The sequence below is a fragment of the Saccharopolyspora phatthalungensis genome, from assembly GCF_014203395.1.
GTDB classification, from domain to species: domain Bacteria; phylum Actinomycetota; class Actinomycetes; order Mycobacteriales; family Pseudonocardiaceae; genus Saccharopolyspora; species Saccharopolyspora phatthalungensis.
Map to the genome: position 1 here is coordinate 4218899 of NZ_JACHIW010000001.1, position 23630 is coordinate 4242528.

General features: G+C 67.2%; 23 protein-coding genes. 14 read left to right on the forward strand and 9 right to left on the reverse strand.

Annotation, left to right across the window (positions count from 1 at the left end):
- The first annotated feature begins 319 nt into the window (after positions 1-319).
- A complete protein-coding gene (locus BJ970_RS19480) occupies positions 320-1834 on the forward strand; it encodes a long-chain-fatty-acid--CoA ligase (RefSeq protein ID WP_184727568.1) in 1515 nt (504 codons plus the stop codon).
- A 102-nt stretch (positions 1835-1936) separates the two neighbouring features.
- On the opposite strand, the gene BJ970_RS19485 is transcribed toward BJ970_RS19480, so the two are convergent.
- The 4 genes from BJ970_RS19485 to BJ970_RS19500 are packed head-to-tail and all read right to left on the reverse strand — an operon-like array spanning position 1937 to position 6288.
- Positions 1937-2266: a hypothetical protein gene (locus tag BJ970_RS19485; RefSeq protein ID WP_184727569.1), complete on the reverse strand. Its 330-nt coding sequence runs from the start codon at positions 2264-2266 to the stop codon at positions 1937-1939.
- Entirely contained in the window at positions 2263-4248 is a 1986-nt protein-coding gene (locus tag BJ970_RS19490; protein ID WP_184727570.1) for an ATP-binding protein, read from the reverse strand. The genes BJ970_RS19485 and BJ970_RS19490 overlap by 4 nt, the downstream gene beginning before the upstream one ends.
- Complete coding sequence (locus BJ970_RS19495; protein WP_312864319.1) at positions 4245-4988, reverse strand: toll/interleukin-1 receptor domain-containing protein; 744 nt, start codon at positions 4986-4988, stop codon at positions 4245-4247. Before BJ970_RS19495 ends, BJ970_RS19490 begins: the two co-directional genes overlap by 4 nt.
- Before the next feature lie 25 nt (positions 4989-5013).
- A complete protein-coding gene (locus BJ970_RS19500; RefSeq protein ID WP_184727571.1) occupies positions 5014-6288 on the reverse strand; it encodes a helix-turn-helix domain-containing protein in 1275 nt (424 codons plus the stop codon).
- A 142-nt stretch (positions 6289-6430) separates the two neighbouring features.
- Between BJ970_RS19500 and BJ970_RS19505 the strand changes: the two genes are divergently transcribed.
- Entirely contained in the window at positions 6431-6724 is a 294-nt protein-coding gene (locus tag BJ970_RS19505; protein ID WP_246470917.1) for a hypothetical protein, read from the forward strand.
- Positions 6725-6777: 53 nt separating this feature from the next.
- Here BJ970_RS19505 and BJ970_RS19510 read toward each other — a convergent pair whose 3' ends face one another.
- Positions 6778-7758 (reverse strand): sugar-binding transcriptional regulator, encoded by a 981-nt coding sequence (locus tag BJ970_RS19510; protein WP_184727572.1) that lies wholly within the window; start codon positions 7756-7758, stop codon positions 6778-6780.
- Positions 7759-7885: 127 nt separating this feature from the next.
- Between BJ970_RS19510 and BJ970_RS19515 the strand changes: the two genes are divergently transcribed.
- From BJ970_RS19515 to BJ970_RS19565, 11 genes are all read left to right on the forward strand, one after another.
- The gene (locus BJ970_RS19515; protein ID WP_184727573.1) at positions 7886-8887 is read left to right on the forward strand and encodes a zinc-dependent alcohol dehydrogenase family protein; all 1002 of its coding nucleotides are present in this window, start codon (positions 7886-7888) and stop codon (positions 8885-8887) included.
- Positions 8880-10223 carry an ABC transporter substrate-binding protein gene (locus BJ970_RS19520; RefSeq protein ID WP_184727574.1) on the forward strand — a complete coding sequence of 448 codons (1344 nt, stop codon included), beginning with the start codon at positions 8880-8882 and terminating at the stop codon, positions 10221-10223. Before BJ970_RS19515 ends, BJ970_RS19520 begins: the two co-directional genes overlap by 8 nt.
- Positions 10224-10231: 8 nt before the next feature.
- Positions 10232-11149 (forward strand): carbohydrate ABC transporter permease, encoded by a 918-nt coding sequence (locus tag BJ970_RS19525; protein ID WP_184729225.1) that lies wholly within the window; start codon positions 10232-10234, stop codon positions 11147-11149.
- Positions 11146-11970, forward strand: a complete 825-nt coding sequence (locus tag BJ970_RS19530) for a carbohydrate ABC transporter permease (protein WP_184727575.1) — start codon at positions 11146-11148, stop codon at positions 11968-11970. The genes BJ970_RS19525 and BJ970_RS19530 overlap by 4 nt, the downstream gene beginning before the upstream one ends.
- Before the next feature lie 529 nt (positions 11971-12499).
- Complete coding sequence (locus BJ970_RS19535) at positions 12500-12826, forward strand: YbaB/EbfC family nucleoid-associated protein (RefSeq protein ID WP_184727576.1); 327 nt, start codon at positions 12500-12502, stop codon at positions 12824-12826.
- 8 nt (positions 12827-12834) lie between these two features.
- The gene (locus BJ970_RS19540) at positions 12835-13119 is read left to right on the forward strand and encodes a YbaB/EbfC family nucleoid-associated protein (RefSeq protein ID WP_184727577.1); all 285 of its coding nucleotides are present in this window, start codon (positions 12835-12837) and stop codon (positions 13117-13119) included.
- Between the two features lie 3 nt (positions 13120-13122).
- Positions 13123-13431 (forward strand): hypothetical protein, encoded by a 309-nt coding sequence (locus tag BJ970_RS19545; RefSeq protein ID WP_184727578.1) that lies wholly within the window; start codon positions 13123-13125, stop codon positions 13429-13431.
- A gap of 23 nt (positions 13432-13454) precedes the next feature.
- A complete protein-coding gene (locus tag BJ970_RS19550) occupies positions 13455-14111 on the forward strand; it encodes a hypothetical protein (protein WP_184727579.1) in 657 nt (218 codons plus the stop codon).
- The gene (locus BJ970_RS19555) at positions 14108-14698 is read left to right on the forward strand and encodes a hypothetical protein (RefSeq protein WP_184727580.1); all 591 of its coding nucleotides are present in this window, start codon (positions 14108-14110) and stop codon (positions 14696-14698) included. The genes BJ970_RS19550 and BJ970_RS19555 overlap by 4 nt, the downstream gene beginning before the upstream one ends.
- A 275-nt stretch (positions 14699-14973) precedes the next feature.
- Positions 14974-15402 (forward strand): FHA domain-containing protein, encoded by a 429-nt coding sequence (locus BJ970_RS19560; RefSeq protein WP_246470918.1) that lies wholly within the window; start codon positions 14974-14976, stop codon positions 15400-15402.
- Between the two features lie 63 nt (positions 15403-15465).
- Positions 15466-16110 (forward strand): response regulator, encoded by a 645-nt coding sequence (locus BJ970_RS19565; RefSeq protein WP_184729227.1) that lies wholly within the window; start codon positions 15466-15468, stop codon positions 16108-16110.
- A 15-nt stretch (positions 16111-16125) separates the two neighbouring features.
- Here the strand turns inward: BJ970_RS19565 and BJ970_RS19570 are convergent, their stop codons facing one another.
- Positions 16126-17130: an Acg family FMN-binding oxidoreductase gene (locus tag BJ970_RS19570; RefSeq protein WP_184727581.1), complete on the reverse strand. Its 1005-nt coding sequence runs from the start codon at positions 17128-17130 to the stop codon at positions 16126-16128.
- Positions 17131-17276: 146 nt separating this feature from the next.
- On the opposite strand from BJ970_RS19570, the gene BJ970_RS19575 reads away from it, so the two are divergent.
- Positions 17277-18992, forward strand: a complete 1716-nt coding sequence (locus BJ970_RS19575) for a GAF domain-containing sensor histidine kinase (protein WP_184729228.1) — start codon at positions 17277-17279, stop codon at positions 18990-18992.
- 17 nt (positions 18993-19009) lie between these two features.
- On the opposite strand, the gene BJ970_RS19580 is transcribed toward BJ970_RS19575, so the two are convergent.
- From BJ970_RS19580 to BJ970_RS19590, 3 genes are all read right to left on the reverse strand, one after another.
- Positions 19010-19654, reverse strand: a complete 645-nt coding sequence (locus BJ970_RS19580; protein WP_312864320.1) for a class I SAM-dependent methyltransferase — start codon at positions 19652-19654, stop codon at positions 19010-19012.
- 22 nt (positions 19655-19676) lie between these two features.
- Positions 19677-20666 carry an LLM class flavin-dependent oxidoreductase gene (locus tag BJ970_RS19585; protein ID WP_184727582.1) on the reverse strand — a complete coding sequence of 330 codons (990 nt, stop codon included), beginning with the start codon at positions 20664-20666 and terminating at the stop codon, positions 19677-19679.
- A gap of 81 nt (positions 20667-20747) precedes the next feature.
- Positions 20748-23510, reverse strand: a complete 2763-nt coding sequence (locus BJ970_RS19590; protein WP_184727583.1) for a sensor domain-containing protein — start codon at positions 23508-23510, stop codon at positions 20748-20750.
- Between the last annotated feature and the right edge of the window lie 120 nt (positions 23511-23630).

Consider the following 23630-nt stretch of genomic DNA (forward strand, 5'->3'; position numbering starts at 1 on the left):
TCCAATTTTCGGCAAAATCGGGATCGCGGGACCGCGTTCGCAAGGGAAGAAGTTCTCCAATTTCAGGCAAAATCGGGAGCCCTGGCGCCCGGGTGGGGCGTCCAATTTCAGGCAAAATCGGGAGCATGACGTGTCGCGTTGGCCGCGCGTTGGCCGCGATGCCTTCATCTGGATTCGCCCGGCCAGGCGAAGCAAACGGTCCGTTCGCTCACTTGTTTGTCGTCGCGTCGGCTTGTGTGATTGAACAATCCAGTCCTGGTGCGCCGGAAACAGTTTCGCGGCACCGCCGTTCTCCGAAATCCGAGATGACGAGGTGAACATGGGATTCAACCTGGCGACGGTGTTACGGGAATCGGCGACCGCAGAACCCGAACAACCGCTGGTGCACTTCGGCGCGCGCACCCTCGACTACCGGCAGGTGGACGAGCTCAGCGGCCGGGTCGCGGCCGGGCTGCGAGCGGCGGGCCTGCGCCGCGGCGACAAGGTCGTCGTGCAGCTGCCGAACGTGCCCGAGTTTGTGCTCGCCTATTTCGGCATCCTCAAAGCCGGGCTGGTGATGGTGCCGCTGAATCCGTTACTACAGGCGCCGGAGATCGCCTACCACCTCACCGACAGCGGCGCCAAGCTGCTGGTGACCTTCGAGTCCGCCGCCGAAGAAGCGGTCAAGGCGGCGGCCGAGTTCGATGTGCCCTCCTATGTGGTGTCGGCGCCCGGCGGCGAAGCGCGTTGCGCCGGAACGAAACCCTTCGACGAGCTCTGCGCGGCCGAGGACACCGGCGAGATCATCGCGGTGGAGGCCGGCGACACCGCCGTGCTGCTCTACACCAGCGGCACCACCGGTCAGCCGAAAGGCGCCGAGCTGACTCATTTCGAGCTGTTCATGGCCGCCACCGTGGGTGGCGAGACATTCCGGGTGTCAAGCGACGACGTCAGCGTCGTGGCGCTGCCGCTGTTCCACGTGTTCGGGTTGGCCACGGTGCTTGGCCCGCTGGTCCGGTTCGGCGGTTCGGCGGTGCTGATCCCCAAGTTCGACGCCGGTGTCGTCCTGGACGCGATGGAGCGGCACCGCTGCACGATCTTCTCCGGCGTACCGACGATGTATTTCGCGCTGCTCGGCCAAGACCTCGCCGGACGGGACCTCTCGTCCCTGCGAGCGGCCATCTCCGGGGGCGCGGCGATGCCCGAGGAGGTGCTGCGCGAGTTCGAGCGGAAGGTGCCCGGCGTCGTGGTGCTGGAGGGCTACGGCCTGTCCGAGACGGCGGCCATCGCGACGTTCAACTTCAGTGCGCAAGACCGCAAGATCGGCTCGATCGGTCGGACACTTTGGGGAGTCGAGATGACGGTCTTCGACGGCGACGACAACGAACTGCCGCCGGGACCGGAGAACATCGGAGAGCTCGTGATCCGCGGCCACAGCGTGATGAAGGGCTACTACAAGCGCCCGGATGCCACCGCGGCGGCGCTTCGCGGCGGCTGGTTGCACACCGGCGATCTCGGTTACCGCGACGAGGAAGGCTACTTCTTCGTCGTGGACCGCAAGAAGGACTTGATCATCCGCGGCGGCTATAACGTCTACCCCCGCGAGGTCGAAGAGGCGCTCTACAGCCATCCTGCGGTTCGCGAGGCTGCGGTGATCGGCAGACCCGATGCGCGCATGGGCGAAGAAATCGTGGCGGTGGTCGCCTTCCAGCCCGAGGCTCGATCGGACGCCGAGGAGCTGATCGCTTTCTGCCGGGAACGCCTCGCCGGGTACAAGTGCCCACGGGAGATCCGAGTCCTCGACGAACTCCCGAAGGGACCGAGCGGCAAGATCCTCAAGAAGGAACTCCGGTAGCCGTCGCTCGACGACGTTGACCAGTTACCAGGCCGGGAGGCGCCCGACCTCCTGAAGCGCCTCCCGGCCACCCCCAGCGCAGCGGCCACTACGGGCCCGAAGCTAGCGGAGCGGGTAGGGTGCGTCGAACTTCTGGCGGACTTCTTCGGCCACACGCGGGTTTCCGGCTGCTTCGATCAGCTTGGCGAATCGGTGCGCGGTCAGGGCGCGCACCGGGTTATCGGGGTACAGGCCGATCTTGTCCAGCACGACGCCCACGTGGTCGCTCGGGGTTCTGGTGCCGTGCATGAGTTTCTGGTAAACACCGGTGATCACTGCCGCGAACAGCGGGACGGTGATCCAGGCCGACCAGCCCAGCACCAGTCCGAGCACGAGCGGCAGCAGGGCCGCCAGTGCCAGTCCGACATACAGGGTCCGGTTTTCCTTGCTCATCGAAGAGCCTCCTCAGGAGCGTGGTCGAACACGTAGTCCGTGGCCTGCAGGCCCTGTGCCAGGTCGATCAGTTGGGAGAGCCGCACCGCCACTTCGGGACGCCCCTGGGCGGCGTGGCTCCAATCGCGCGCGAAAACGTGCAACGAAGCGAGCAGCGTGATCGACGGGCTTGCGGCCTCCACGAGTATGCCGAGCAACAGGTCGTAGGACGCGGTTTGCCCGGCTGCCGCCAGCCAGTCATGCAATCTGGGCGGGATGAGGTCGGGGCGGGCGAACATCGCCGCACGCCAGCAGGTGACCAATTGCGAACGCACCACGGGTTCCGCGGCGAGCGGCCGCGACACGCGGTAATCAGCGAACCGCGATGGATCGGCGATGTCCAGGAACAGGAAGAAGTCGGCTTGCCAGGGTTCCTGCCGCTGGAGCCCTTCGTCGAGACGGGCGAGCAGCAGGCGCAGGAGCATCGGATCTCCCCAGGCCAGTCGCACGAGTGCCTGTCGAGCTGTCGGGGCGCCCGTGCCGTCCTCGCGACGGGCCCGGTTATGCAGGCGCACAACGGCCTGGGACGGGAAATTGGGCGCGATCACTTCGGTGCAGGCGTCCACTAGGAGTTGTCCCACATCCGCGGGCAGTTCACTGCGTCGCGACCACTCGTACACCAGCTGCCGGAACCATCGACCGTGGTGTTCATGCTGGAGTCCGGCCAGCAGCGCGCGAACGCCGTAGTCCCGGAGCCGGTTCGATCCGTGCGCCCCTGGGAAGACCCAGCGCTCGATCAGCCAGGTCACGTGTCTCGGCGACCCCGTGCGCAATGCCTCCGACACGAAGCGGTCCACCAGGTTCGTCCGGTCCCGGTGGGTGAGCAGGTCCATGCGGATTGTCGCGTCGACCCATTCGCAGAACGAACTGCGCAGATCCGGGTAGTTGTCCCAGAAGTACTTGCGCAGCGCCTCGCCGTACTTGTTCTTGTTGAAGTCAACTCGGTTGTTCGCGACGTCGATGCGCAGTTCGTCGAGTTGGGTGCGGTAGCCGTCCTGCTCTAGCCGGGGGTTTGGGTCGGTGAGTCTCAGCATCTCCACCAGCCGATGCGAGGCGAAGAACACCGCGTCGCTGGATGCGCCGTGGCACATGGCCGCCGACAGCAGCACCGTCCTCACGCGCCCGTGTGATTGCGTCTTCAGCAGGTCTGCCACCTCCTTGCTGCGATCGGCAACTGCGGAAACGGCCCTGCTGAGCCAGGAAACCGGTTGGCCTTCCGGGTCCCTGTCGCGTTCCGAAATCACATCTCGCGCAAGATCGGCGATTTCGCTGATCGGTCCGGCCAGGTGCGCGCTGAGGTCCGTCGCGATCAGGTCCCTGTCTGCCAGGTAGATCTCGGCTGCTTCGAGGTGTCGTCGCAGCACGAGCTCACCGCGTGGCCGGCCTATCCTGACGATGTGCTGGTTCAGCTCCGAGTCGATCTGGTGTAAGCGGGCTTCCGGTACCACTACCACCAAATACGCGTCGTTCGTCTGGACCGCCACGCGGAATGTCAGCAACTCCCGAAGCCGGGCACGAAATACCTCTTCGGTGCTCGCCGTGAGGTCCAGAATGAGCCGATGACGGGCATGAACGGTGGCCGTCGCCAGCCGTTCATACAGAGCGTCTGCCTCGTCGGCCAACACGGCGTAGGGCGTGTGATCGTCCATCAGCTCGTTCAGGAGCATCTTCGCCGCAGTGCGCCGACCAATTCCCGGCGGCCCAACGAGCAGCACGGTGCGGTTGTCCCGGAGCTGGTTCCGCGCGGCACCGAGGTTCAGTGGCGGGACGAACCGCAGGTTCAGCCAGTGAAGATCGTCTTTGGCGGTCAGGCGAGGCCCTTTGGCCTGCTGCCGCACGCTCTCGTGGATGCTGATGTACACGGGATTGATGTGCTGATCGCCTGATCCGGCATTGATCGGACTGCCTTGCGCGTCGTGGAACTCGTATTGTGTCTCGCTCATCGCTGCTCGTTCCTATCCCGCTCCGCGCCGAAGGTTTGGTGGATCCCACCGGAATTCTTGCCCGCGATGTAGTTGGTCCCGTCGCCGTAGAAGATGTGCTGGTCTCCCTGACCCGCGCTTACCGGCCCGGTTTGCCCGTTGATGGTGGTGATGGATCCGCCGGTCATGTCGCGGAGTTGGACCGAGTTGCCCCCGACTGGGCCGGAAACCGTGTTCGCCACGCCTGCCTCCGCCGGGGCGTCTGGTGTGGTCCGGTCGACGAGGCCCGGCACGAGAGTGACGAGATGGGCGGCGATCCGATCCAGGTCGGCCTCGGCGCTGCCGGCGTCGTAGGTCAGGGATTGCAGGTCGGCCAGCGGTGCCAGTTCGGGGGGCAGTTTACCGACCGGCAGCCGGTCCATCTTCCGTCCACAGAGGATCGGAATGATTCGCGCTCCGCTCGCCAAGGCGTTCAAGATCTCCTTGCGAACCCAATCGTCCTTGTCGTCCAGCGCACGGTTGCCGTTCCGGTCGCGCGCGTCGAGCCAGTTCGGACCGATCAGCGCCAGTAGCACGCGGGCACCGGAGGAAGCCGAAGCCAGGCCGCTGCGGTAGTTCTCGCCCGGCCGGATCGACTTGGCAGCGCGGAAGACCCGGTGGCTACCGAACCGCGCGGACAGGTTCTGCTCGACCGCGACGGCGGTGTCCTTGCAGTCTCCGCTCCGGTAGTTGATGAAGATTTCGGGCACAGCAGTACTCACTTTCGTTTCCGGAAAAGCGAATTTCTTAGACGGTCAGGTTGTGCAGCGAAGCCACCAGCCTGGGCTGGAGGGCACGCACCGAGGACGCGGTGTGGTACCGCGAGAGCACGCGAGCGAGACGCCGGAGATCCGTCGCGATCGTGGCGGAGCTGACGGTGTCGACCACTCCGAGGACTTGCCCGAGCAGGGTGCAAGCGTGATCGATCTCGCCCGCTGCGGCGTGCGCGAGCGCGCGACGAACGCCGTAGCGGGCTTGAGATCGGAGCGCGTGCGGCGGCACGCGCTGGATTTCCCGGTCCAGAATCGCCGTGGCGTCCCGCGCCCGTCCCAGATCGTGCAGGCACCACCCGGCGACCATCGCGACGGGATCGGGCAGGTTCGCGGTGCCAAGTACCGGCCCAGCCTCCGGTTGTGCCGCGCCGAGCAGGTCCCGGGCCCGCTCAAGGCTCCGCATGCAGGCGTTGTAATCACCGGCCAGCGCGTGGCCTTGCGCCTCGCGCTGCGCCGCCAGGCCGCGGATCCGAGTGGACGCCCCGGTTCGCTGGGCCTGGTGGGCGAGGTCGATCGTCTCCCTGGCGTCTTCCCGGTATAACGTGACCAGCGCGCGGCGGACCAGGGAGTATGCGGCCAGCGTGCGATCTTCGCCGGCTTCGGCCAGTTCCACCGCACGGTCGGTCCACCACAGCGCGGCTCGGTCGTTTCCCGATTCCTGCGCCATCCACCCGGCGAATTCGGCATACCGCGAGTTCAACGCGAGGATTTCGGCCCGCAACCGGGGGCGGGACCGCGCGGCGAGTTCGCGGAGGGTGTGCGTTTGCGCGATGAGCGCGGGCAGCACCACCGACGGGCTCGCCGTTTGCCCCAGCTGGCGGAACTGGTCGAACATGGCGCGCAACACCGGGATCGTGCCGTCCTCCGCCGCCGCGTGACCGGTGCCCATCCCGAAGGCCAGCACCGAAGCTGCTCCCGCCGCCAGCGCCTGGCGCCGATCCATCGGCTGGAACCAGCTTTTCCCGTCTGATCCGAGACTCATTAACCACACCTCACCGTCGCGCGCTTCTTCGGGCAGCGGAGCTTCGGAGGGCTGCGCGGGGGCCATCCTCGCCAGCTTTCCGCCGGCGTCGAGGATTGCGTCGCAGCGCCGCGCGAAATCCGGTGTTGGACGCTTGCTCCCGGTCTCGATCTTGCTGAGGTGGCCCTTGCTGTAATGCACGAGCGCGGCCATGCGAGTAAGGGACAAACCGGCGGCGATGCGCAGTCTTCGAAGCTCTGCCCCGAACAGTGTGGGCTGTTCAGTCACATCGTCCTCCGGGTTTCCCGTTGCCAGATTCGGCAGGCGACGGGAAACGGCTGTTGGCGCCGAGGGGTCTTCGCGCAAGGTGAAATGCGGGGGACCGGCCGCAACCGGCGTGCCGGACCACCGGAAGACCCTAGGAGAAAAGATGATCAAGGACGAGTCCGTGCGTGAATCGACACCCGAAAAGCGCAATCCGTCGGTCGGGCGGTTGTCCGGCCAGGCGCTGCTCACCTTCGGGTTCAGCGCGGCGCAAGTGTGGGCCGCGAGCGTGCTCGCCGATGCCGATCTTTCCGGAAGTGCATTGGTCGCGTTGTCCCTGGTGCTCTCGGCCGCGTTCATAGCCGTCCTCGACGGGTGGCGGGAAGTATGGTCACGCGCGGCTGGGCGCCGCTTGTTTAGGGATTGTGGCCGAGACGCGGACTCCCGGGGCGCAAAATAGGCCCGTTTCCCGTTTCCTCTTGGCGAAGGCAACGTGAAACGGGCTTCGCCGGGTCACTTGGGCGGGTTGTGGGCGGCGAGGTGCAGGAGGGTGTCGGCGACGTTGGCATCCGTGATCAGCGTGGTGACGATGCCGGAGCGCAGGACCGCGTCGACCGCTCGTGCTTTGGGCATCGTGTAGCCCAGGGCGATTATTTCCGGCACTCGGCGCAACTGGGCGTGGGGGATCGCCAGGACGTGTTGCGCCAGGCCCGTCGACAGGACGTTGCCGTCCGCGTCGAACAGGCGGGCCGCGATCTCCGCCGCGACTCCCCGTTGGCCGATCGAGTCCCGTTCGCTCGGCGGCAGGGCGTCGTAGACCGTCGACTCGCCCGGTAACCAGGCGCCGATGCTCACCACCGCTTTGGTCAGGTGCTGGAACTGCTCGAAGGTCTCCGCGATCCCGGGCTGCTTGCGCAAGATGTCGTTCGTGCGACGATCAGGTAACACGAGCGGCCCGTAGATCGGATAGGCGTCGCCGCCGGCGACCGCGGCTACCCGGCCCACCGTCTCCACCGATCGGTCGCGCATATCCATGCCCGCTTGTACACCGCATAACTGCACGATCGGGCACTTCGGGAGCGATCGGATGGACTCGGTCATAGCGTTTACCGAACGCGCCCAGGCCAGGCCGATGACGTCGTCCGGCGTGGCGATCTCGGACAGCAGGTCCGCCGCCAGGGCGCCGATCCGTCTGCGCAGCTCAGACCGATCCGCCCTGGTCTCCGCTCTGTTGAGCACCAGCGCGCGGCGCAGCCCGTAGGCGGTGCGTACCTCATCGGACAGCGAGAGATCCACCGGCACCGGCAGGTCGAATTCGATTCTGACCAGGCCGGTGTCGTGCGCCGCGGTGAGGATTCGCGCCACCTTGAACCGGCTGATCCCGAACTCCTTCGCGATCTCCAGCTTGGAACGTCCCTGGATGTAGAACCGGTGTGCGATCAGTGCCGCGGTGATGGTTCCGGTCAGGCGGGACCGCTGCCCTTGATTGCTCATCTGAGCACGATAGCTCGAAATACGGCCGAAAGGTTGACGTAACCGGGCACCACGACTTTCAATGCTCGGCAGTTGCGAGCTAGAGCAACGGCACAACGCTCATCTGAGCAGAACGGAATGGGATGTCATGCGCGCCGCGATCATCGATCAGCCTGGTTCGATCAGGGTGGGCGACGTGCCGGATCCGAAACCGGGCGAAGGCCAACTGGTGATCAAGGTCGGTGCTTGCGGCATCTGCGGCACCGACCTGCACATCGCCGACGGCCATTTCCCGCCGACGCCGTATCCGATCGTGCCTGGCCACGAGTTCGCCGGCGAGGTCGTTGAGATCGGCGCGGAGGTACCGGGGGACTGGAAGATCGGTGACCGGGTCGCGGTGGATCCGTCGTTGTTCTGCGGCTACTGCACGCCCTGCCGATCGGGTCACGGCAACCTGTGCGTGAACTGGAACGCCACCGGCGACACTGTGGACGGCGCGTTCGCCGAGTACGTCGCCGTACCGGCGGCCACCTGCTACCGGATGCCTGACACGATGACCTGGCAGGAAGGCGCGCTGGTCGAGCCCGTGTCGTGCGCGGTGCACGGCGTCCGGCAGATCGGCGTCGAAGCGGGCGAGCGGTTCCTCATTGTGGGCGCGGGAACAATGGGGCTGCTGATGCAGCAGTTGCTCCAGCGAGCGGGCGCGCACGTCACGGTGGTCGACCGCAACGAGGCGCGGCTGGATCGGGCGACCAAGCTTGGCGCGGTGGCGGTGTCCACTGATGCCGCCGAACTCGGCGAGCGGTTCGACGCCGCGGTCGACTGCACCGGTGCCGCCCCCGCCATCGAGGCGGCCTTCGACTCGCTGCGCCGCGGCGGCCGGTTGCTGGTGTTCGGCGTCGCCCCGGCCGAGGCCCGGATTTCGCTGTCGCCGTTCCGGATCTACAACGACGAGATCACCATCGTCGGCTCGATGGCCGTGTTGCACAGCTACGGCGCGGCGCTGAATCTGGTGGCTTCCGGTGCGATCGACACTTCGGCGCTGCTCACCGACACGTTGCCGCTGGAGGACTTCCCGAAGGCACTGGATCTCATGCGCAGTGGTGCCGGGCTGAAGGTTCAGGTGCTACCGGGAGGCGTTGATGCGTAAGCTTTGGAAACTGGCGGTGCTCGCGGTAGCGGCGCTCATGCTCACCGGCTGCGCGGGCGCCGGGTCGCTCGGCTCGGGTGGGCGCACGCTGGTCATCGCGATCGTGTCGAACCCGCAGATGGAGGACGCGATCGCGCTGTCGAACCAGTTCGAGCGGGATAACCCCGGCATCAAGCTGAAGTTCGTGCAGCTGCCCGAGAACCAGGCCCGCGCCAAGATCACCGCTTCGACCGCCACCGAGGGCGGCGAGTTCGACGTGGTGATGATCAGCAACTACGAAACCCCGCAGTGGGCGGCAAACGGCTGGCTGGAGAACCTGCAGCCGTACATCGACAAGAGCCCGGGCTACGACCAGGCCGACTTCATCCCGAGCATCCGGGACTCGCTGTCCTACCAGGGATCGATGTACGCGGTTCCGTTCTACGGCGAGTCGTCCTTCCTGGCCTACCGCAAGGACCTGTTCCAGCAGGCCGGCCTGACCATGCCGGAACACCCGACCTGGCAGCAGATCGCGGACTTCGCCGCACGCCTCGACAACCGTGCGGCCGGCATGTCCGGCATCTGCCTGCGCGGCAAGCCGGGCTGGGGCGAGAGCCTGGCGCCGTTCAACACGGTCGCCAACACCTTCGGCGCCCGCTGGTTCGACGAGAAGTGGAACCCGCAGCTGACCTCGCCGGAGTTCCGGGCCGCCGCGGAGTTCTACGTCAACCTGGTGCGCCAGCACGGCGAGGTCGGCGCGTCCAGCGCGGGCTTCTCCGAATGCGGTACGCGCTACGCCCAGGGCCAGGCGGCGATGTGGTACGACGCCACGGTCATGGCCGGGACCAATGAGGACCCGGAGAGCAGCAAGATCGTCGGCAACTCCGGCTACGTCGCGGCCCCGGTCGAGCGCACCCCCAGCAGCGGCTGGCTCTACACTTGGTCGCTGGCCATGCCGAAGGTCGCCAAGGACAAGGACGCCGCCTGGCGGTTCATGCGCTGGATGACCGACAAGGAGTTCGTGCGCAACGTCGGGCAGACCTTCGGCTGGAACGCGGTACCGCCCGGATGCCGGCTGTCGACGTACCAGATCCCGGAATACCAGCAGGCCGCGAAGGCATACGCAGCGCCCACGTTGGACGGTATTGACCAAGCTCAGCAGCGCAACAATATGCTGCGGCCGGTGCCCTACCCGGGAATCCAGTTCGTCGGCATCCCCGAATTCCAGGACCTCGGCACGCGGGTGAGCCAGCAGCTCTCCGCCGCCATCGCGGGGCAGATCACCGTTGATCAGGCACTCCAGCAGTCGCAGGAGTACGCCGAATCGGTTGGCGCGGCATACCGGGAGACCCGATGACCCAGACAATGACGAGACCCGCGCCGCTGGGCGATCGGGTGCGCAAGCCGGAGGGCAAGTGGTCCGGCACGGCATGGCTGCGCCGGGCGCCGCTGCTGCCCGCGCTGCTGTTCACCATCGTGGTCACGCAGATCCCGTTCCTGCTGACCGTGTTCTACTCGTTCCAGTCCTGGAACCTGGTGCGTCCCGGCTCGCGTCACTTCGTCGGGCTGCGCAACTACCTGGATGTCTTCGCCGACAGCCAGTTCCGTGGCGCGATGCTCAACACCGTGCTGCTGACCGTGGTGTGCGTGCTCGTGGCGATGCTGCTCGGACTCGGCCTGGCGCTGTTGCTGGACCGGAAGTTCCTCGGCCGCGGCGTGGTCCGCACACTGCTCATCACGCCGTTCCTGATCCTGCCGGCGGCCGGCGCGTTGCTGTGGAAGACGACGATGTTCGACCCGACCTACGGCCTGCTGAACTTCGTCCTCGGCGCCGACACCGACTGGTTGTCGGAGTACCCGCTGGCCTCGGTCATGGCGCAGATCGTCTGGCAGTGGACGCCGTTCATGATGCTGCTCATCCTCGCGGGCCTGCAGGCGCAGTCCAAGGAAGTGCTGGAAGCCGCCGCGGTCGACGGCGCGGGCCGGTGGCGCACCTTCGCCTCGATCACCCTGCCGCAGCTGGGCCGGTACCTGCAGTTGGCGATCCTGCTGGGCGCGATCTACATCGTCAACAGCTTCGACGCCATTTTCCTGATGACGCAGGGCGGCCCGGGCACCGCCAGCACCAACCTGCCCTACTACATCTATCAGCGGGCCTTCGAGGGCTTTGACGTCGGCCAGTCCGCGGCGATGGGCGTCATCGTCGTCATCCTGACCCTGATCGTGGCGACCTTCGCGCTGCGGCTGATGTTCCGGACCTTCGGCTTGAGTGAGGTGCGATGATGCGTACCGCAAATCCGGCCGGGCGGTGGGCGCTGACGGCGTTCACCTGGGTGGTCGCGATCCTGTTCGTCTTCCCGCTGCTGTGGATGGTGATCACGGCGTTCAAGCAGGAGGCCGATGCCTACACCGACCCGCCGCGCCTGGTGTTCACCCCGACGCTGGACCAGTTCGCCGGGGTCCTGGAACGCGGCTTCCTGCCGTACCTGGGCAACTCCGCGTTCGTCACGGTCGTGTCCACATTGCTGGTGCTGCTGATGGCCGTCCCGGCGGCCTACGCGCTGTCGATCGCGGCGGTTCCGGGCACCCGCGACGCCCTCGGATTCTTCTTGTCCACCAAGATGTTGCCGATCGTCGCGGCGATCATCCCGCTGTACGTGATCTCGCAGAACCTCAAACTGCTGGACAATGTCTGGGCGCTGGTCATCCTCTACACGGCGATGAACCTGCCGCTGGCGATCTGGATGATGCGATCGTTCTTCCTGGAAGTGCCCAAGGAGATGGTGGAGGCCGGACGGGTGGACGGCGCGCCGCTGCCGACGCTGCTGTTCAAGGTCATCCTGCCGGTGGTCGCCCCCGGTATCGCCGCCACCGCACTGATCTGCGTCATCTTCTCCTGGACGGAGTTCTTCTACGCGGTGAACCTGACCGCCGCGCAGGCGGGCACGGTGCCGGTGTTCCTGGTCGGTTTCATCACCAGCGAGGGCCTGTACTGGGCGCAGCTGTCCGCCGCGGCGCTGCTGGCCTCGCTCCCGGTCATGATCATCGGTTGGATCGCCCAGAACCACCTGGTGCGCGGCCTGTCGATGGGTGCCGTGAAGTAGTCGTCACCCGTCGACGCGCCCCTCGGCGGACCTCGCACGGTCCGCGGGCCGCCACCCCCGAACCGGCCGGGGACCCCGCTACCTGCGGGGTCCCCGGCCGGCTTTGTGGGCCGCCGCGGTTTCCGCTTTTGCCCCGGCCCTGGAATATTCCGATGTGTCGAGGGAAGTGCAGCCCACGATTTCTCGAATTGATTTCGGAAGCGTTTCGCGGGATTGGTAAAACTGTACCCATTCGTAGGATTGAACTGCTCGAATCAATGGCGCTTGCCGGAATACCGCCGTTTTGCCGAAACAACACCATTGGGGCATGCACATTCGATCGGGGGAGCGGATTTGATCTGGCCGGGTGACTTGTCTGCACCATGCGTTATAGTGGACTGGTCCGCCGAGGATAATTGGTGTTGGTTGGCTGAACTCTTCGAGTGAATTGCGTATCGAATTTGTGAAATCCACCCGGTCCGTGGTCGAGCGTCGATAGCATCCAGAATGCGTCCAACGCTAATCCGTCGGAAAAACTCTGGGGAGAGCCGTGGAACCGCACCGAGTCGATTTCGAGGCGCTGCACCGAGCCGCTGACATTTTGGACCAGCGGGCCGAGGCCATTCGACGGGCACGGGCTGAGCACGAACGGCACCGCTTCAGCGGGCGCTCCGGCTCGGGCCGGGTGGCCGCGACCTGCCTTGGCGACGGGACGGTGACCGAAATCGCGATCCAGGGCGGCGTCCTCAGCAGCATTTTTCCCGAAACGGTCGCGGCGGAGATCAAGGACGCCATCGGCAGTGCTCGGTCGCGGGCGTCCGAGGCCGCCGTGCGGCTGTGCCAGCGGGTGGCGCCGGAGTTCGCGGGTGGGCATTGATGGCCTCGATGAACGAACTCGAGAACTTGCTCGTGGAAATCCAGCGGCAGACCGCCGCCGCAAAGGCGGTCGGCCAGCGGCTGGCGGCCGAAACCGTGACGGAGGCCATCGGTGGCGACCTCGGCGCAGTGGTCGTCAACGGATACGGCGAGCTTGTCGACATCAGCCTGGAGCACGACAAACTCCGCTACACCACGGAGAAAGCCCTCGGCCGCCAGGTACTCGAAGCCCTACGTCGGGCGGAGCGCCGCTCTGCGGCCCTACGGCAGCAGGCATGGCAACCACGGAGGTGAGCGGTGTCCGGATTCGACGTCATCATCGAAGCGTTACGAACGAACGTGGCTCTGCTGAAGGAAGCCGAAGAGCATTGGCGCGACGCGCTCGACGTAGTCACCGCGAACCTGCTCGGTCCCGACGACTTCGGCCTGCTCGGCAAGCAAGACGGGATCGTGCTCGGTTGCAACGAGGCCGCGGCGAACCTGGAACTGGGGCTGGCGCAGGGGGCGGACAACCTCCGCAGCGCCGCCGAAGCCCTGCGTGCGGTCGCCGACGATCAGGAAAGCCGGGAACGGGAAATCGTGGCCCAATTCAAACATCTCCAGTAGCTCCCGCATCGGAGGAATTCAGCATGACCCCCGAGAGCGTGCCGTTCCCGGAGGAACAGGCCGCCAAGATCATCGAGTACGCCGAGAAGACCGGCCAGTACCTCATCGTTCGAATCGTCAACGAAGTTCGCCATTGGCTCGGCCATCCCGAGGCGGTGCTGGCCATTGCGGCCCGGTGGTCTCCTACGGCCAAGAAAGAACTGGTCAAAGCCGACGACACGATCGTCAATGCTCGCACCGCGATCGCGGGCAACTGGACCGGCACCGCTTCCGAGGCATATCTGGCCTACCTCGACCACGTGGCGAAGGTGATGGCGGACACCGCCGATCTCTTCGAGCGGTTCAGCAAGAAGTTGCTGGACATGCTTAACCACGTCACGGAGGCGTACAAGATCGCTATCGCCCTGATGGGCAACACGGCGGCCGAGATCATCAGCGTGACCGGTGGGGTGTGGGGCACCATCGGTGAATCGATCTTCGGCGTGGCCGACAAGGTCCTCCAGGCGCTCGCGAACTTCGTCCGGCAGCTGACTTCGACGACCGAGCGGGTCGCCCAGGTAATGGCCGATTTCAAGCGGACCGGATTGGAGATCGCGCAGGTCGCGGCTGATCTGACGATCCCGGAACCGCTGCCCGCCGCCGCCGCGGACTCCAGCGACTGGAAGGTCAGGCCGAAATGAAGATCTCGACCTCGCTGCGGCGGGTTGTGGTGCTGGCGTCGTTGGGTCTGCTCGCGGCCGGATGCGCCGGTAACCCCAATCTGGATCCGGCCCATGACCGGTACAAGGCGCTGCCGCGGATCTGTGATCTGGTCTCCCCGGCGACGGCGAGTCGGGTGATCGGAACGTCTTTGCAGACCGACGCCCTTTCGGTCGAAACCACGGGTTATTGCGCGTGGACGTACCGGGATCTGGGGTCCGAAGGCGCGCACGCGATGGAACGGAGACTGTCCCTGCACGTCAGCCTGCATCGCAGCAGTGATACGAGATCCGGATCCGATGGGGCGTTGGAGGAGCTGGACCGGCTCAGCGAAGATTCGCCCAATCACTTCGAGCGCGTGCTGGGCTTCGGGGAGTACGCGGTGCGCAGCATCACGCCAGGAGGCGTCGATTACATCATCGTCGTCGGCAACCTGAACCTGAAGGTGGGTTATTCCGGACGGGATGTGGACTCGGCGGGTCGCATGGCGCCGATGCCACGCGAACAAGCCGCCGAACAGGCCGAGGTCCTCGCCCGCGAAGTAGCGGCGAATACCGCAAGAACCTGACCGCACGGTGTCTCGCCTAGATAGTCGCCCGCGCCGACGGCCGCGGTGCCTGCCACGCCGCATCAACGGGCACGGCCGTTTACTGACGCACCAGCAATAGCTTTCCGCCACTGGCGATATTCGGTGCCCCGTGCGGCTCAAAGTGGTCGTGGCGACCGGAAACTGAGGACGAAGGTCCTGGCCACCGGCTGCCGGCTTTAGGCATGCTAGCTCTAGCCGCTGCACCCAGATCGCGCAGCCCGCAGTGGTGTTTTCGCCTGTTGGCAAGGAGAACGATGATGAATCAGACTCGGATCGACGCGTCCGCACCGAGCGAAATCGAGTGGTTGGATGGGGCGACCCGGCCGTGGCTGGCGCCCGTCGAGGCGCCGCAGCCGGTCCCGGCACCGCGTGGACCCGAGGAATCGAGCGGGCGCGCCCGGCTCGTGATCAACCGGGGGCCCGACGCGGGCACCGGATTCGCGATCAGTACCCCGCGCACCACGATCGGGCGCAGTCGCGAATGCGACATCGTCGTCGACGACACGACCGTCTCGCGCGAGCACGCCGAGCTGCGTCGACGGGAAGGCCGCTACGTCCTCGTCGACGGCGGCTCGCTCAACGGCACCTATCTGAACCGGTTACCGGTGGAGTCCGCCGAGCTCAACGATGGCGACGAGATCTGGGTCGGCAAGGTCCGCTTCACCTTCCGCACCGACGGCTGAGGTCGACTCGAAGTGTTGAGCAGCGACTCGTAACCTGGATTCGTGAACGACTCCTGGCCCGGCGTGACGACGGTTTTCCTGGTCGACGATCACGAGTTGGTGCGGGTCGGACTGGGCGATCTGCTCGCCGCCGAACCCGACCTCGAAGTGGTCGGCCAGGCCGGTACGGCGCGCGAGGCGGAGGCCCGCATCCCGGCCCTGCGGCCGGATGTGGCGGTGCTGGACGTGCGGCTCCCGGACGGCAACGGCATCGAGCTGTGCCGGGAACTGCGTTCCAGGCAGCCGGGGCTGAACTGCCTGATGCTCACGTCGTTCCCGGACGAACAGGCCACGCTGGACGCGATGCTGGCCGGCGCCGCGGGGTTCGTGATCAAGAACATCCGGGGGATGGAGCTGGCGGCGGCGGTACGCACCGTCGGAGCGGGCGAATCGCTGCTCAGCGAGCAAGCCACCGCGGAGCTGATGGGCAAGCTGCGCGCCAAGCTGGACACATCGGCGACGCTGCCCGAACTCACCGATCAGGAACGCGTCCTGCTGGAGCTCATCCGCCAGGGCCTGACCAACCGGCAGATCGCCGACCGGATGTACCTGGCGGAGAAGACGGTCAAGAACTACGTGTCCCGCTTGCTGGCCAAGCTGGGACTGCAACGGCGCACCCAGGCGGCGGTTCTGGCCACCCAGATCCACCACCGTCCCAAGGACTCGTGAGTGCTGGTCGGGCGCTTACGAGCGGTTGGCGGAGTCGCAGCTGGTCACTTCGTCGAGGGGGCGTCGCGGCGTTGCCGGGACCGGTGATCCATATCCGATGCGCAGCAGCATTTGCGGCCACAGCCCGCCGCCGATGAGGGCGCGCAATTCCTTGCGGGTGGCGGGAATCTCGATCACCTGAGAGAGGAACGAGCTCGATAGCCCGGCCACGGTGGCGGCCAGCAGCACGCGTTGCATCGCCATCCCGGCTTGCAACTGTGCGTACACCCCGTCCTGGAACGAGCCGAGCACGCAGATCAGCGGTTCGGGCTCGAAGTCCTTGCCCGCCACCCGGGAATTCGCGCGCCCACTGCTGAAATCGCGCAGCACCCACTCGTCCTGCGGTTCCGGCCGCGGCCCGCTGCTGCGCACCGGAACCCCGTCCGGCGTGCCGAGGTCGCGCCCGGTCCAATGCCGCAACTCCGCGACGAAGTTCGCATCGGCGAGCTGGGCCTGGTGTGCCTGCCGGGCGAGGGCCTGCACCTTCGGCAACTGCGCCCGCTCGGGGATCGCGAGCCAGGCCCGTTCGGCTTCCGCCGCCTGCCGCAGCAGGTTGTGCACCGACGAAGGCACGGCGGTCGGCAGGAACGGCCGGCGGTTGGTGCGGCGCCGGGGGATCGCCGCGGCCAGCCCGACATCGGCCGGAGTGGGCGGGCCTCGTCTGGCGGGGCGGACGACCGCGAGAAGATCCGGTGAACAGCGCGTCGGCAACATGCGCACATCCGGATGCACCCCGGCCGCCCGGATGGCCAGCCGCAGGTTCAGCAGCGCCGCCCCGCAGGCGAGCACTAGCTCCCGATCCTCCGGGTCGGCGACCGGGACCGCGTGCGACCGGTCCGCGTGCACCTCGATCGCGTGGGGCGTGCAGTGGAATCGCCAGGGCTGGCTGTTGTGCAGCGACGGCGCGGCCGTGGCCTTGAGCAATGCGTCCCGGACCTGGTCGGCGGTCAAGTTCCCGACCGCACCGATGAGCTTGTTCATCGGTCTCCCTCCGGTCACCGTCGCCCGCCAGCCTGCCGATGTCGCGCTCCGGCGACCAGAGCCGATCGTCACCCCGGCCAAAACAAGCCTCGGTGCGAACCGGCGTTCCGTGTCACAGTAGAGGTGTGACCAGGGCGGACCTGCCGATGTCCGAGGAGCCCGAAGACGGCCAGCCGCCGTCGCTGGCGGGCACCTTCTCCCGGTTGCGGCTCCGGGAGCTGCTGGCGCAGGTCCAGGTGCGCATCGAAGAGATCATCGGGCTGCGAGACCGGATGGACGGCCTGCTTTCGGCCGTGCTCGCCATCTCCTCGGAGTTGGAACTCGATGCGACGCTGCGGCGCGTCGTGCACACCGCCATCGACCTGGTCGACGCCCGCTACGGCGCCATCGGCGTGCTAGGCCCGAACGGCGAGCTCGCCCAGTTCGTGTACGAAGGCATCGATGAGCCGACGCGCGAGAGCATCGGGCGGCTTCCCAGCGGGCACGGGGTCCTCGGCGTGGTCATCGAAGCGGACAAGCCGCTGCGCTTGGAAGACATCGCCGCGCACCCGTCCTCGGTGGGTTTCCCGCCGCACCACCCGCCGATGCGCGGCTTCCTCGGCGTGCCGATCCGCGCCCGGCAGGAGACGTTCGGGCGGCTTTACCTGACCGAGAAGCGCGGCAGTGGGGAATTCACCGAAGACGACGAGGTCGTGGTGCAGGCATTGGCAGGCGCGGCGGGCATCGCTGTGGACAACGCCCGCCTGTTCGAAGAGGTCCGCCGCCGGGAGCGCTGGCTGGACGCCACCGGTGAGATCACCGCGGAACTGCTGGCGGGTACCGATCCCATCGACGCGCTGCAAGTGATCGCCGAGCGCGCCGCGGAGCTCACCGCCGCGGATTACGCCCTGATCGCGGTGCCGGCGGGCGGCGAGGACTCCGAAGTCAACGAGCTCGTGATCACCGTGTCCGTCGGGGTGGACATCGACGACCTGGTGTACCGGTCCATCCCGGTCTCCGGCTCCACCACCGGGCAGGTGTTCCGGGAACGCATTCCCCGCAATGTCGCCAATATGGCCATCGACGTCACCCAGGGCAACGCCGTGCAGTTCGGGCCCGCGCTGGCGGTGCCGATGCGGGCGGACGAGACGATTTCCGGGGTGTTGCTGGCGGCGCGGGTACCCGGTGCCGCGGAGTTTGACGAGCACCAACTGCAGGTGGTGTCCTCGTTCGCCGACCAGGCGGCGCTGGCGTTGCAGCGGGCCGAGGCGCAGGCCGCCCGCCGGGAGCTCGACGTGCTTGCCGACCGCGATCGGATCGCCCGCGACCTGCACGACCACGTCATCCAGCGGTTGTTCGCCATCGGCATGGCCATGCAGGGCACGCAGCGCCGGGCGAAGTCGCCCGTCGTGGCCGACCGGCTGACCGAGCACATCGACCAGCTGCACGAGGTGATCCAGGACCTGCGGGCCAGCATCTTCGACCTGCAGGCCGCCACCGAGAGCGAGGTCGGCTTCCGGACGCGGGTGCAGCGGGCCATCACCGACGTGGTCGGGGACAGCCCGATCCGGTTCACCGTTCGGATGGCCGGCCCGCTCGACGTGCTGCCGCCGAAGCTGGCCGAGCACGCGGAGGCGGTCGTCTTGGAGGCAGTGAGCAACACGGTTCGGCACGCGCATGCATCCGAGCTGTCGGTCACGATCTCCCTGGACGGGAGGCTGACGATCGACGTGACGGACAACGGCATCGGCATTCCGGACAGCGTGGCGCACAGCGGCCTGCGCAACCTCGCCGACCGCGCCGCCGAGCTGGGCGGCCGGTGCGTGGTGGAGCGGTTGCCGACGGGTGGAACCAGTTTGCGCTGGAGCGCACCCGTGCGCTGACCCGGTGTCCATTGTGGTCAGAGTCGGGTTTGGGTGATGCGCCACAAGCGGCGGGGTAGTTCGCCTTCTTCGAACGCGTGGATCTCGTCGAGGCGCCAGCCCGCGGCCAGTTCGTCGACGAGGGCTCGGCCGAAAAAGTGCACCGCGAAGCCGCCGTGTTCGTAGATGTCGTCGCCGTGGTCGATTCCCGCGCCGTAGTGGGCGTCGCCAGTGTGGCGGACGGTGTAGACGAGGCTGCCGCCCGGTCGCAGAACTCGCTTGATCTCTCCGGCCAGCGCGTGAATGTCGCGTGTGGACAGAGTCATGCAGAACAGCATGTGCGCGAAGACCGCGTCCTGGCTCTCGTCGGGCAGCGGGAGCGGGTTGCGCACGTCGTGGACGGCGGTCGTCACGCTGTCGGTGATGCCGTCGCGGTCGGCGGTGCGGGCCAGTTGCTCCAGTCCGGCCGCGCTGAAATCGATGGCGTGCACGGCGAAACCGGTGCGGGCGAAGAACAAGGCGTCCCGCCCCTGGCCGGCGCCGAGTTCGAGCACGGCCCGCACGCCTCGGGCGCGGAAGAGGCCTGCCGCGTAGCGCGCGGGTTCGGAGGGCGTTTCGCCGTACATGTGCGGATAGTCCTGGTAGACCGACTGCCAGTGCGCCTGCTGGGCTTCTCCGGACACGGCACCAGGTTATGCCGCCGGGTCAGGCGGCGACCAGTCCGCGGACGTCGGCGAGCAGTTCGAGAGAGCGCAGCCAGGCGGTTCGCTCCGGTGCGGCGGACACGACGATCAGCTCATCGGCCTGTGCCCGCTCGGTGAACCGGTCCAGGTAGTCGTTCACCTCGGCGGGGGTGCCGACGGCGCTGTACTTGGTCATCTGCAGCACCTGCTGCCCGGCCGGGGAGGCGAGGATGGCATCCGCCTCTTCCGGCGTGAATTCCCTTCCCTGGCCCAGCATCCGGGTCACCCGGTAGCGCTTCGCCGCCTGGAAGTGCTCCTGGGCCTCGGCGGTCGTGTCCGCCGCGATCACGTTCACACCGGCGATGACGTAGGGCTCCGCGAGCTGCGCGGAGGGCTGGAACTCGCGCCGGTAGAGCGCGACCGCGGCTTCGAGCGCATCCGGTGCGAAGTGCGACGCGAACGAGTACGGCAGGCCGAGCACGGCGGCCAGCCGGGCCCCGAACAACGACGAACCGAGGATGTACAGCGGCACGTGGGTGCCCGCGCCCGGCGTCGCGTTGACCCCGGGGATCTGGGACTCGCCCGACAGATATCCCTGCAGTTCCAGCACGTCCTGCGGGAACGAGTCGGCCGAGGACGGGTCGCGGCGCAGTGCCCGCATGGTCTTCTGGTCGCTGCCCGGAGCGCGCCCCAGACCCAGGTCGATCCGCCCCGGGAACAGCGTTTCGAGGGTGCCGAACTGCTCGGCGATGGTCAGCGGCGCGTGGTTGGGCAGCATCACACCGCCGGCGCCGAGGCGGATGGTCCGGGTGTGCGCGGCCACGTGCCCGACCAGCACGCTGGTGGCCGACGATGCGATCGACGACATGTTGTGGTGCTCGGCGTACCAGATCCGGCGGTAGCCCAGCCCTTCGGCGCGCTGTGCGAGGTCGACGCTGGCGGCGAAGCTGTCACCCGCCGTCTCTCCCGGGCCGATGTGCGCCAGATCGAGAATGGAGAGGGCAACGGCCACGGCAGCATCCGCCTTTCATCGCGTGCGAAAAGCGCGGGGCCCGCACCCCGCGCAACCGTGGTAACGGAACAACCGCCCCGGTTATTCCTGGACCCCGACTCCGACGCTGCTCGTTTCGAGCAGCTCGTCGATGGGGACGGGTTTCCCGAAGTAGAAGCCCTGTCCGTGGTCGCAGCCCAGCCTTTGGATGGTGTCGAGCTGCTCGGCGGTTTCGATGCCTTCGGCCACGACGGTGAGATCGAGCGCGTGCCCCAGGGCCACGATGCTGGCGATCAAGGTCTCGGTGTCCGAAGATCCGCCCAGCCCGGCGATGAACGACCTGTCGATCTTGAGGGTGTTCAGTGGCAGGTCATGCAACTGGGCCAGCGAGGAATAACCGGTACCGAAGTCGTCGATGGCCAGCTTGACGCCCATCTGGCGCAGGCCGTTCAGGACCTCGCGGGCGGCGGCCGGTTCCTGCATGAGCGTGCTTTCGGTGATCTCCAGGCACAGCGCGGCCGCGGGCAGGTCGGTCTCGTGAAGGGCCGCGCGCACGGCCGCCAGCAGGTGCGGGTCATCGAGTTGGCGCGCCGACAGGTTGGCCTTGACCTGTAGGTCCAGCCGGCGACGTGTCCGGTACGCGGCCAGGTCTCGGATGGCCGAATGCAGCGCGTGCAACCCGATTTCCTTGATCAGGTCGGTTTCCTCCGCGAGCGGGATGAATTCCGTCGGCGAGATCGTCCCGTACACCGGATGGCGCCACCGCAGCAGGCCTTCAACCGCCGCGATCGCGTGGGTGTGCAGGTCCACGATGGGTTGGTAGGCCACCCAGAGTTGCTTGCGGGCGACCGCGTGGCGCAGGTCCTGTTCCAGGTGCAGATAGCGCTGGACGCGCGTACGCATCCGCACGTCGAAGACGACGCAACGCCCGCGACCGAGCTTCTTGGCCTGGTACATGGCCACGTCGGCGTCGCGCAGGACGTCCGAGGCCCGGCGGGTGTCGTGGGGTGGGGACAGCACGATGCCGATGCTGGCGTCGATGTGCAGCTGCCGGCCATCCACCTCGATCGGATCGATGAGACATCGGCGCAGCTGCTCGGTGAACAACTGGACCTTCCGGGGCTCGTTCTCATCGGGGGAGACGATCACGAATTCGTCGCCGCCGAGCCTGCCGACCAGCTCGTGATGCCGCGTCACCTGCCGCAAGCGTTCGGCGACGACGCGCAGCACCTCGTCCCCGACTCCGTGGCCGAGCGAGTCGTTGATAATCTTGAAGTTGTCTAGGTCGAGGAACAGCACGCCGATCGAGCTGGAGCGGTGGCGAGTGTGCAACGCCGCGTTGAGGCGCCGCAGGAGCAGCGTGCGATTGGCCAGGCCCGTCAGCGGATCATGCGTCGCTTCCCATTCGAGTTGCTCCCGGATCGCGCGGGACTCGGTGACGTCGGTGAACGAGAGCACGACGGGGTGCGGCGGATCCTCGTCGGAGTTGAGAGTGCGCGAGGTCAACGACAGCCACACTGAACGCCCGTCCCCTCGCGCGGTGCGAACCAGGCGCGCGTTCTGCGCCTTTCCGGTGCGTCGGCTCTGCGTGGACGGATGCGTGTGCGGTGGCAGCCGACCGCCGGCTTCGTCGAACAGTGACCACGCTGCCGCTGGGGACCCGACCAGATTGGTCTCGTCGACACCGAGGATCTGCGACGCCGCGGGGTTAGCCGATTCGATCAGCCCCGTCGTCCCGACCACCACGACGCCTTCGTCGAGGGCATCGACGACGGTCGCGTAGTGCTGCTGGGCTCGTCGCAGCGCGGTCTCGTCCGCGCACACCAACACGAACCCACTGTCCATCTGGGAGACCGACAGCCTGATGGTCAAGGCCGAACCATCGGCCCGCAGGTGCCTGGCCTCGGTGGCGCCCCCGGCCGCCAGCAGCGCTGCGGGGTCCAGCGGCGCCCCCACCACGTCGCTGACCGGCCACCCGACCGCCTGCTCGGCACTCCGGCCGTAGATCGCCTCGGCCGCCGTGTTCCAACTGGTCACCACGCCGCTGCGGGTGGTGGCGATGATGGCGTTGCTGACATGCGCCACCAGCGCCGCCTGGTAGCGCAGCGCGGCCTCGGCCGCTCGCTCGGCGGTGACGTCGCGCATGATGACCTGGAAGGCCGGTCGGCCTCGCCAGGTGGTGCGTACCGAAACCGCCTCGACCAGCACCGGGCGGCCGTCGAGGCAGCGCAGCATGATCTGCACCCGCCCCGACGTCGCGCCCGGCTCCGACAGGGACGCGATCCGTTTCCGCGCGGCCGGCACCTCGGACTCGGCCAAGAAGTCGCTGATCGGCCGCCCGACGATCTGCGCGGCGGACCCGGCGTTGAGCATGCGCACCGCGGCAGGGTTCACGTACGCGGCGACTCCGTCTTGGTGCACGCAGATCGCGTTCGGGCTCAGCTCCACGAGCAGCCGGTACCGGTCGGTGACGTCGGCCAGTGCCTGCTCGTCCCCGCTGCCCACCGCGGTGGCGATTCCCACCAGGCCACCGGTTCGCGGGTCGCCGAACCGCCGGGCGCGGAACCGGACCACGCGCCGCTGCCCGTCCGGCATCTCGCAAGGCCGTTCCAGCTCGTCAATTTGCTTGTCAGGAGCCACGCGAATGCTTTCAAGCAACGGAGTCACCAATTCCACCAGGCGCGCGCACAGCCTGTCCTCGTCGGCCTCGGGCATTCCGAGTAACACGTCGAGTCCAGCTCCCCACGAGGCCCGGTCGCCGGTGAAGCTCGACGACCACCAAGTGCCTTCGCTCAGCGACCAGGTTGAACCGAGAAGTTCGCGATCGGACATCGCGAACCCGCCCGGATCATCTCGCCAGTCCATAGCGCATCACGTTCGCAAATAGGCACTCGCCCCTGTCTACCCGGCAACGGCGAACCGCACACGGGCGGCTCGGGGCACCGATTTCACACCCAATTCCGATCGAGCTGCCGCATGCGGTGT

What these genes read in the sequence shown, in the direction of transcription:
- BJ970_RS19480 (WP_184727568.1), top strand. Translation starts at nt 320, where the DNA reads ATGGGATTCAACCTGGCGACGGTGTTACGGGAATCGGCGACCGCAGAA.
- BJ970_RS19485 (WP_184727569.1), bottom strand. Translation starts at nt 2,266, where the DNA reads ATGAGCAAGGAAAACCGGACCCTGTATGTCGGACTGGCACTGGCGGCC.
- BJ970_RS19490 (WP_184727570.1), bottom strand. Translation starts at nt 4,248, where the DNA reads ATGAGCGAGACACAATACGAGTTCCACGACGCGCAAGGCAGTCCGATC.
- BJ970_RS19505 (WP_246470917.1), top strand. Translation starts at nt 6,431, where the DNA reads ATGATCAAGGACGAGTCCGTGCGTGAATCGACACCCGAAAAGCGCAAT.
- BJ970_RS19510 (WP_184727572.1), bottom strand. Translation starts at nt 7,758, where the DNA reads ATGAGCAATCAAGGGCAGCGGTCCCGCCTGACCGGAACCATCACCGCG.
- BJ970_RS19515 (WP_184727573.1), top strand. Translation starts at nt 7,886, where the DNA reads ATGCGCGCCGCGATCATCGATCAGCCTGGTTCGATCAGGGTGGGCGAC.
- BJ970_RS19520 (WP_184727574.1), top strand. Translation starts at nt 8,880, where the DNA reads ATGCGTAAGCTTTGGAAACTGGCGGTGCTCGCGGTAGCGGCGCTCATG.
- BJ970_RS19525 (WP_184729225.1), top strand. Translation starts at nt 10,232, where the DNA reads ATGACGAGACCCGCGCCGCTGGGCGATCGGGTGCGCAAGCCGGAGGGC.
- BJ970_RS19530 (WP_184727575.1), top strand. Translation starts at nt 11,146, where the DNA reads ATGATGCGTACCGCAAATCCGGCCGGGCGGTGGGCGCTGACGGCGTTC.
- BJ970_RS19540 (WP_184727577.1), top strand. Translation starts at nt 12,835, where the DNA reads ATGAACGAACTCGAGAACTTGCTCGTGGAAATCCAGCGGCAGACCGCC.
- BJ970_RS19550 (WP_184727579.1), top strand. Translation starts at nt 13,455, where the DNA reads ATGACCCCCGAGAGCGTGCCGTTCCCGGAGGAACAGGCCGCCAAGATC.
- BJ970_RS19555 (WP_184727580.1), top strand. Translation starts at nt 14,108, where the DNA reads ATGAAGATCTCGACCTCGCTGCGGCGGGTTGTGGTGCTGGCGTCGTTG.
- BJ970_RS19560 (WP_246470918.1), top strand. Translation starts at nt 14,974, where the DNA reads ATGATGAATCAGACTCGGATCGACGCGTCCGCACCGAGCGAAATCGAG.
- BJ970_RS19570 (WP_184727581.1), bottom strand. Translation starts at nt 17,130, where the DNA reads ATGAACAAGCTCATCGGTGCGGTCGGGAACTTGACCGCCGACCAGGTC.
- BJ970_RS19575 (WP_184729228.1), top strand. Translation starts at nt 17,277, where the DNA reads ATGTCCGAGGAGCCCGAAGACGGCCAGCCGCCGTCGCTGGCGGGCACC.
- BJ970_RS19590 (WP_184727583.1), bottom strand. Translation starts at nt 23,510, where the DNA reads ATGGACTGGCGAGATGATCCGGGCGGGTTCGCGATGTCCGATCGCGAA.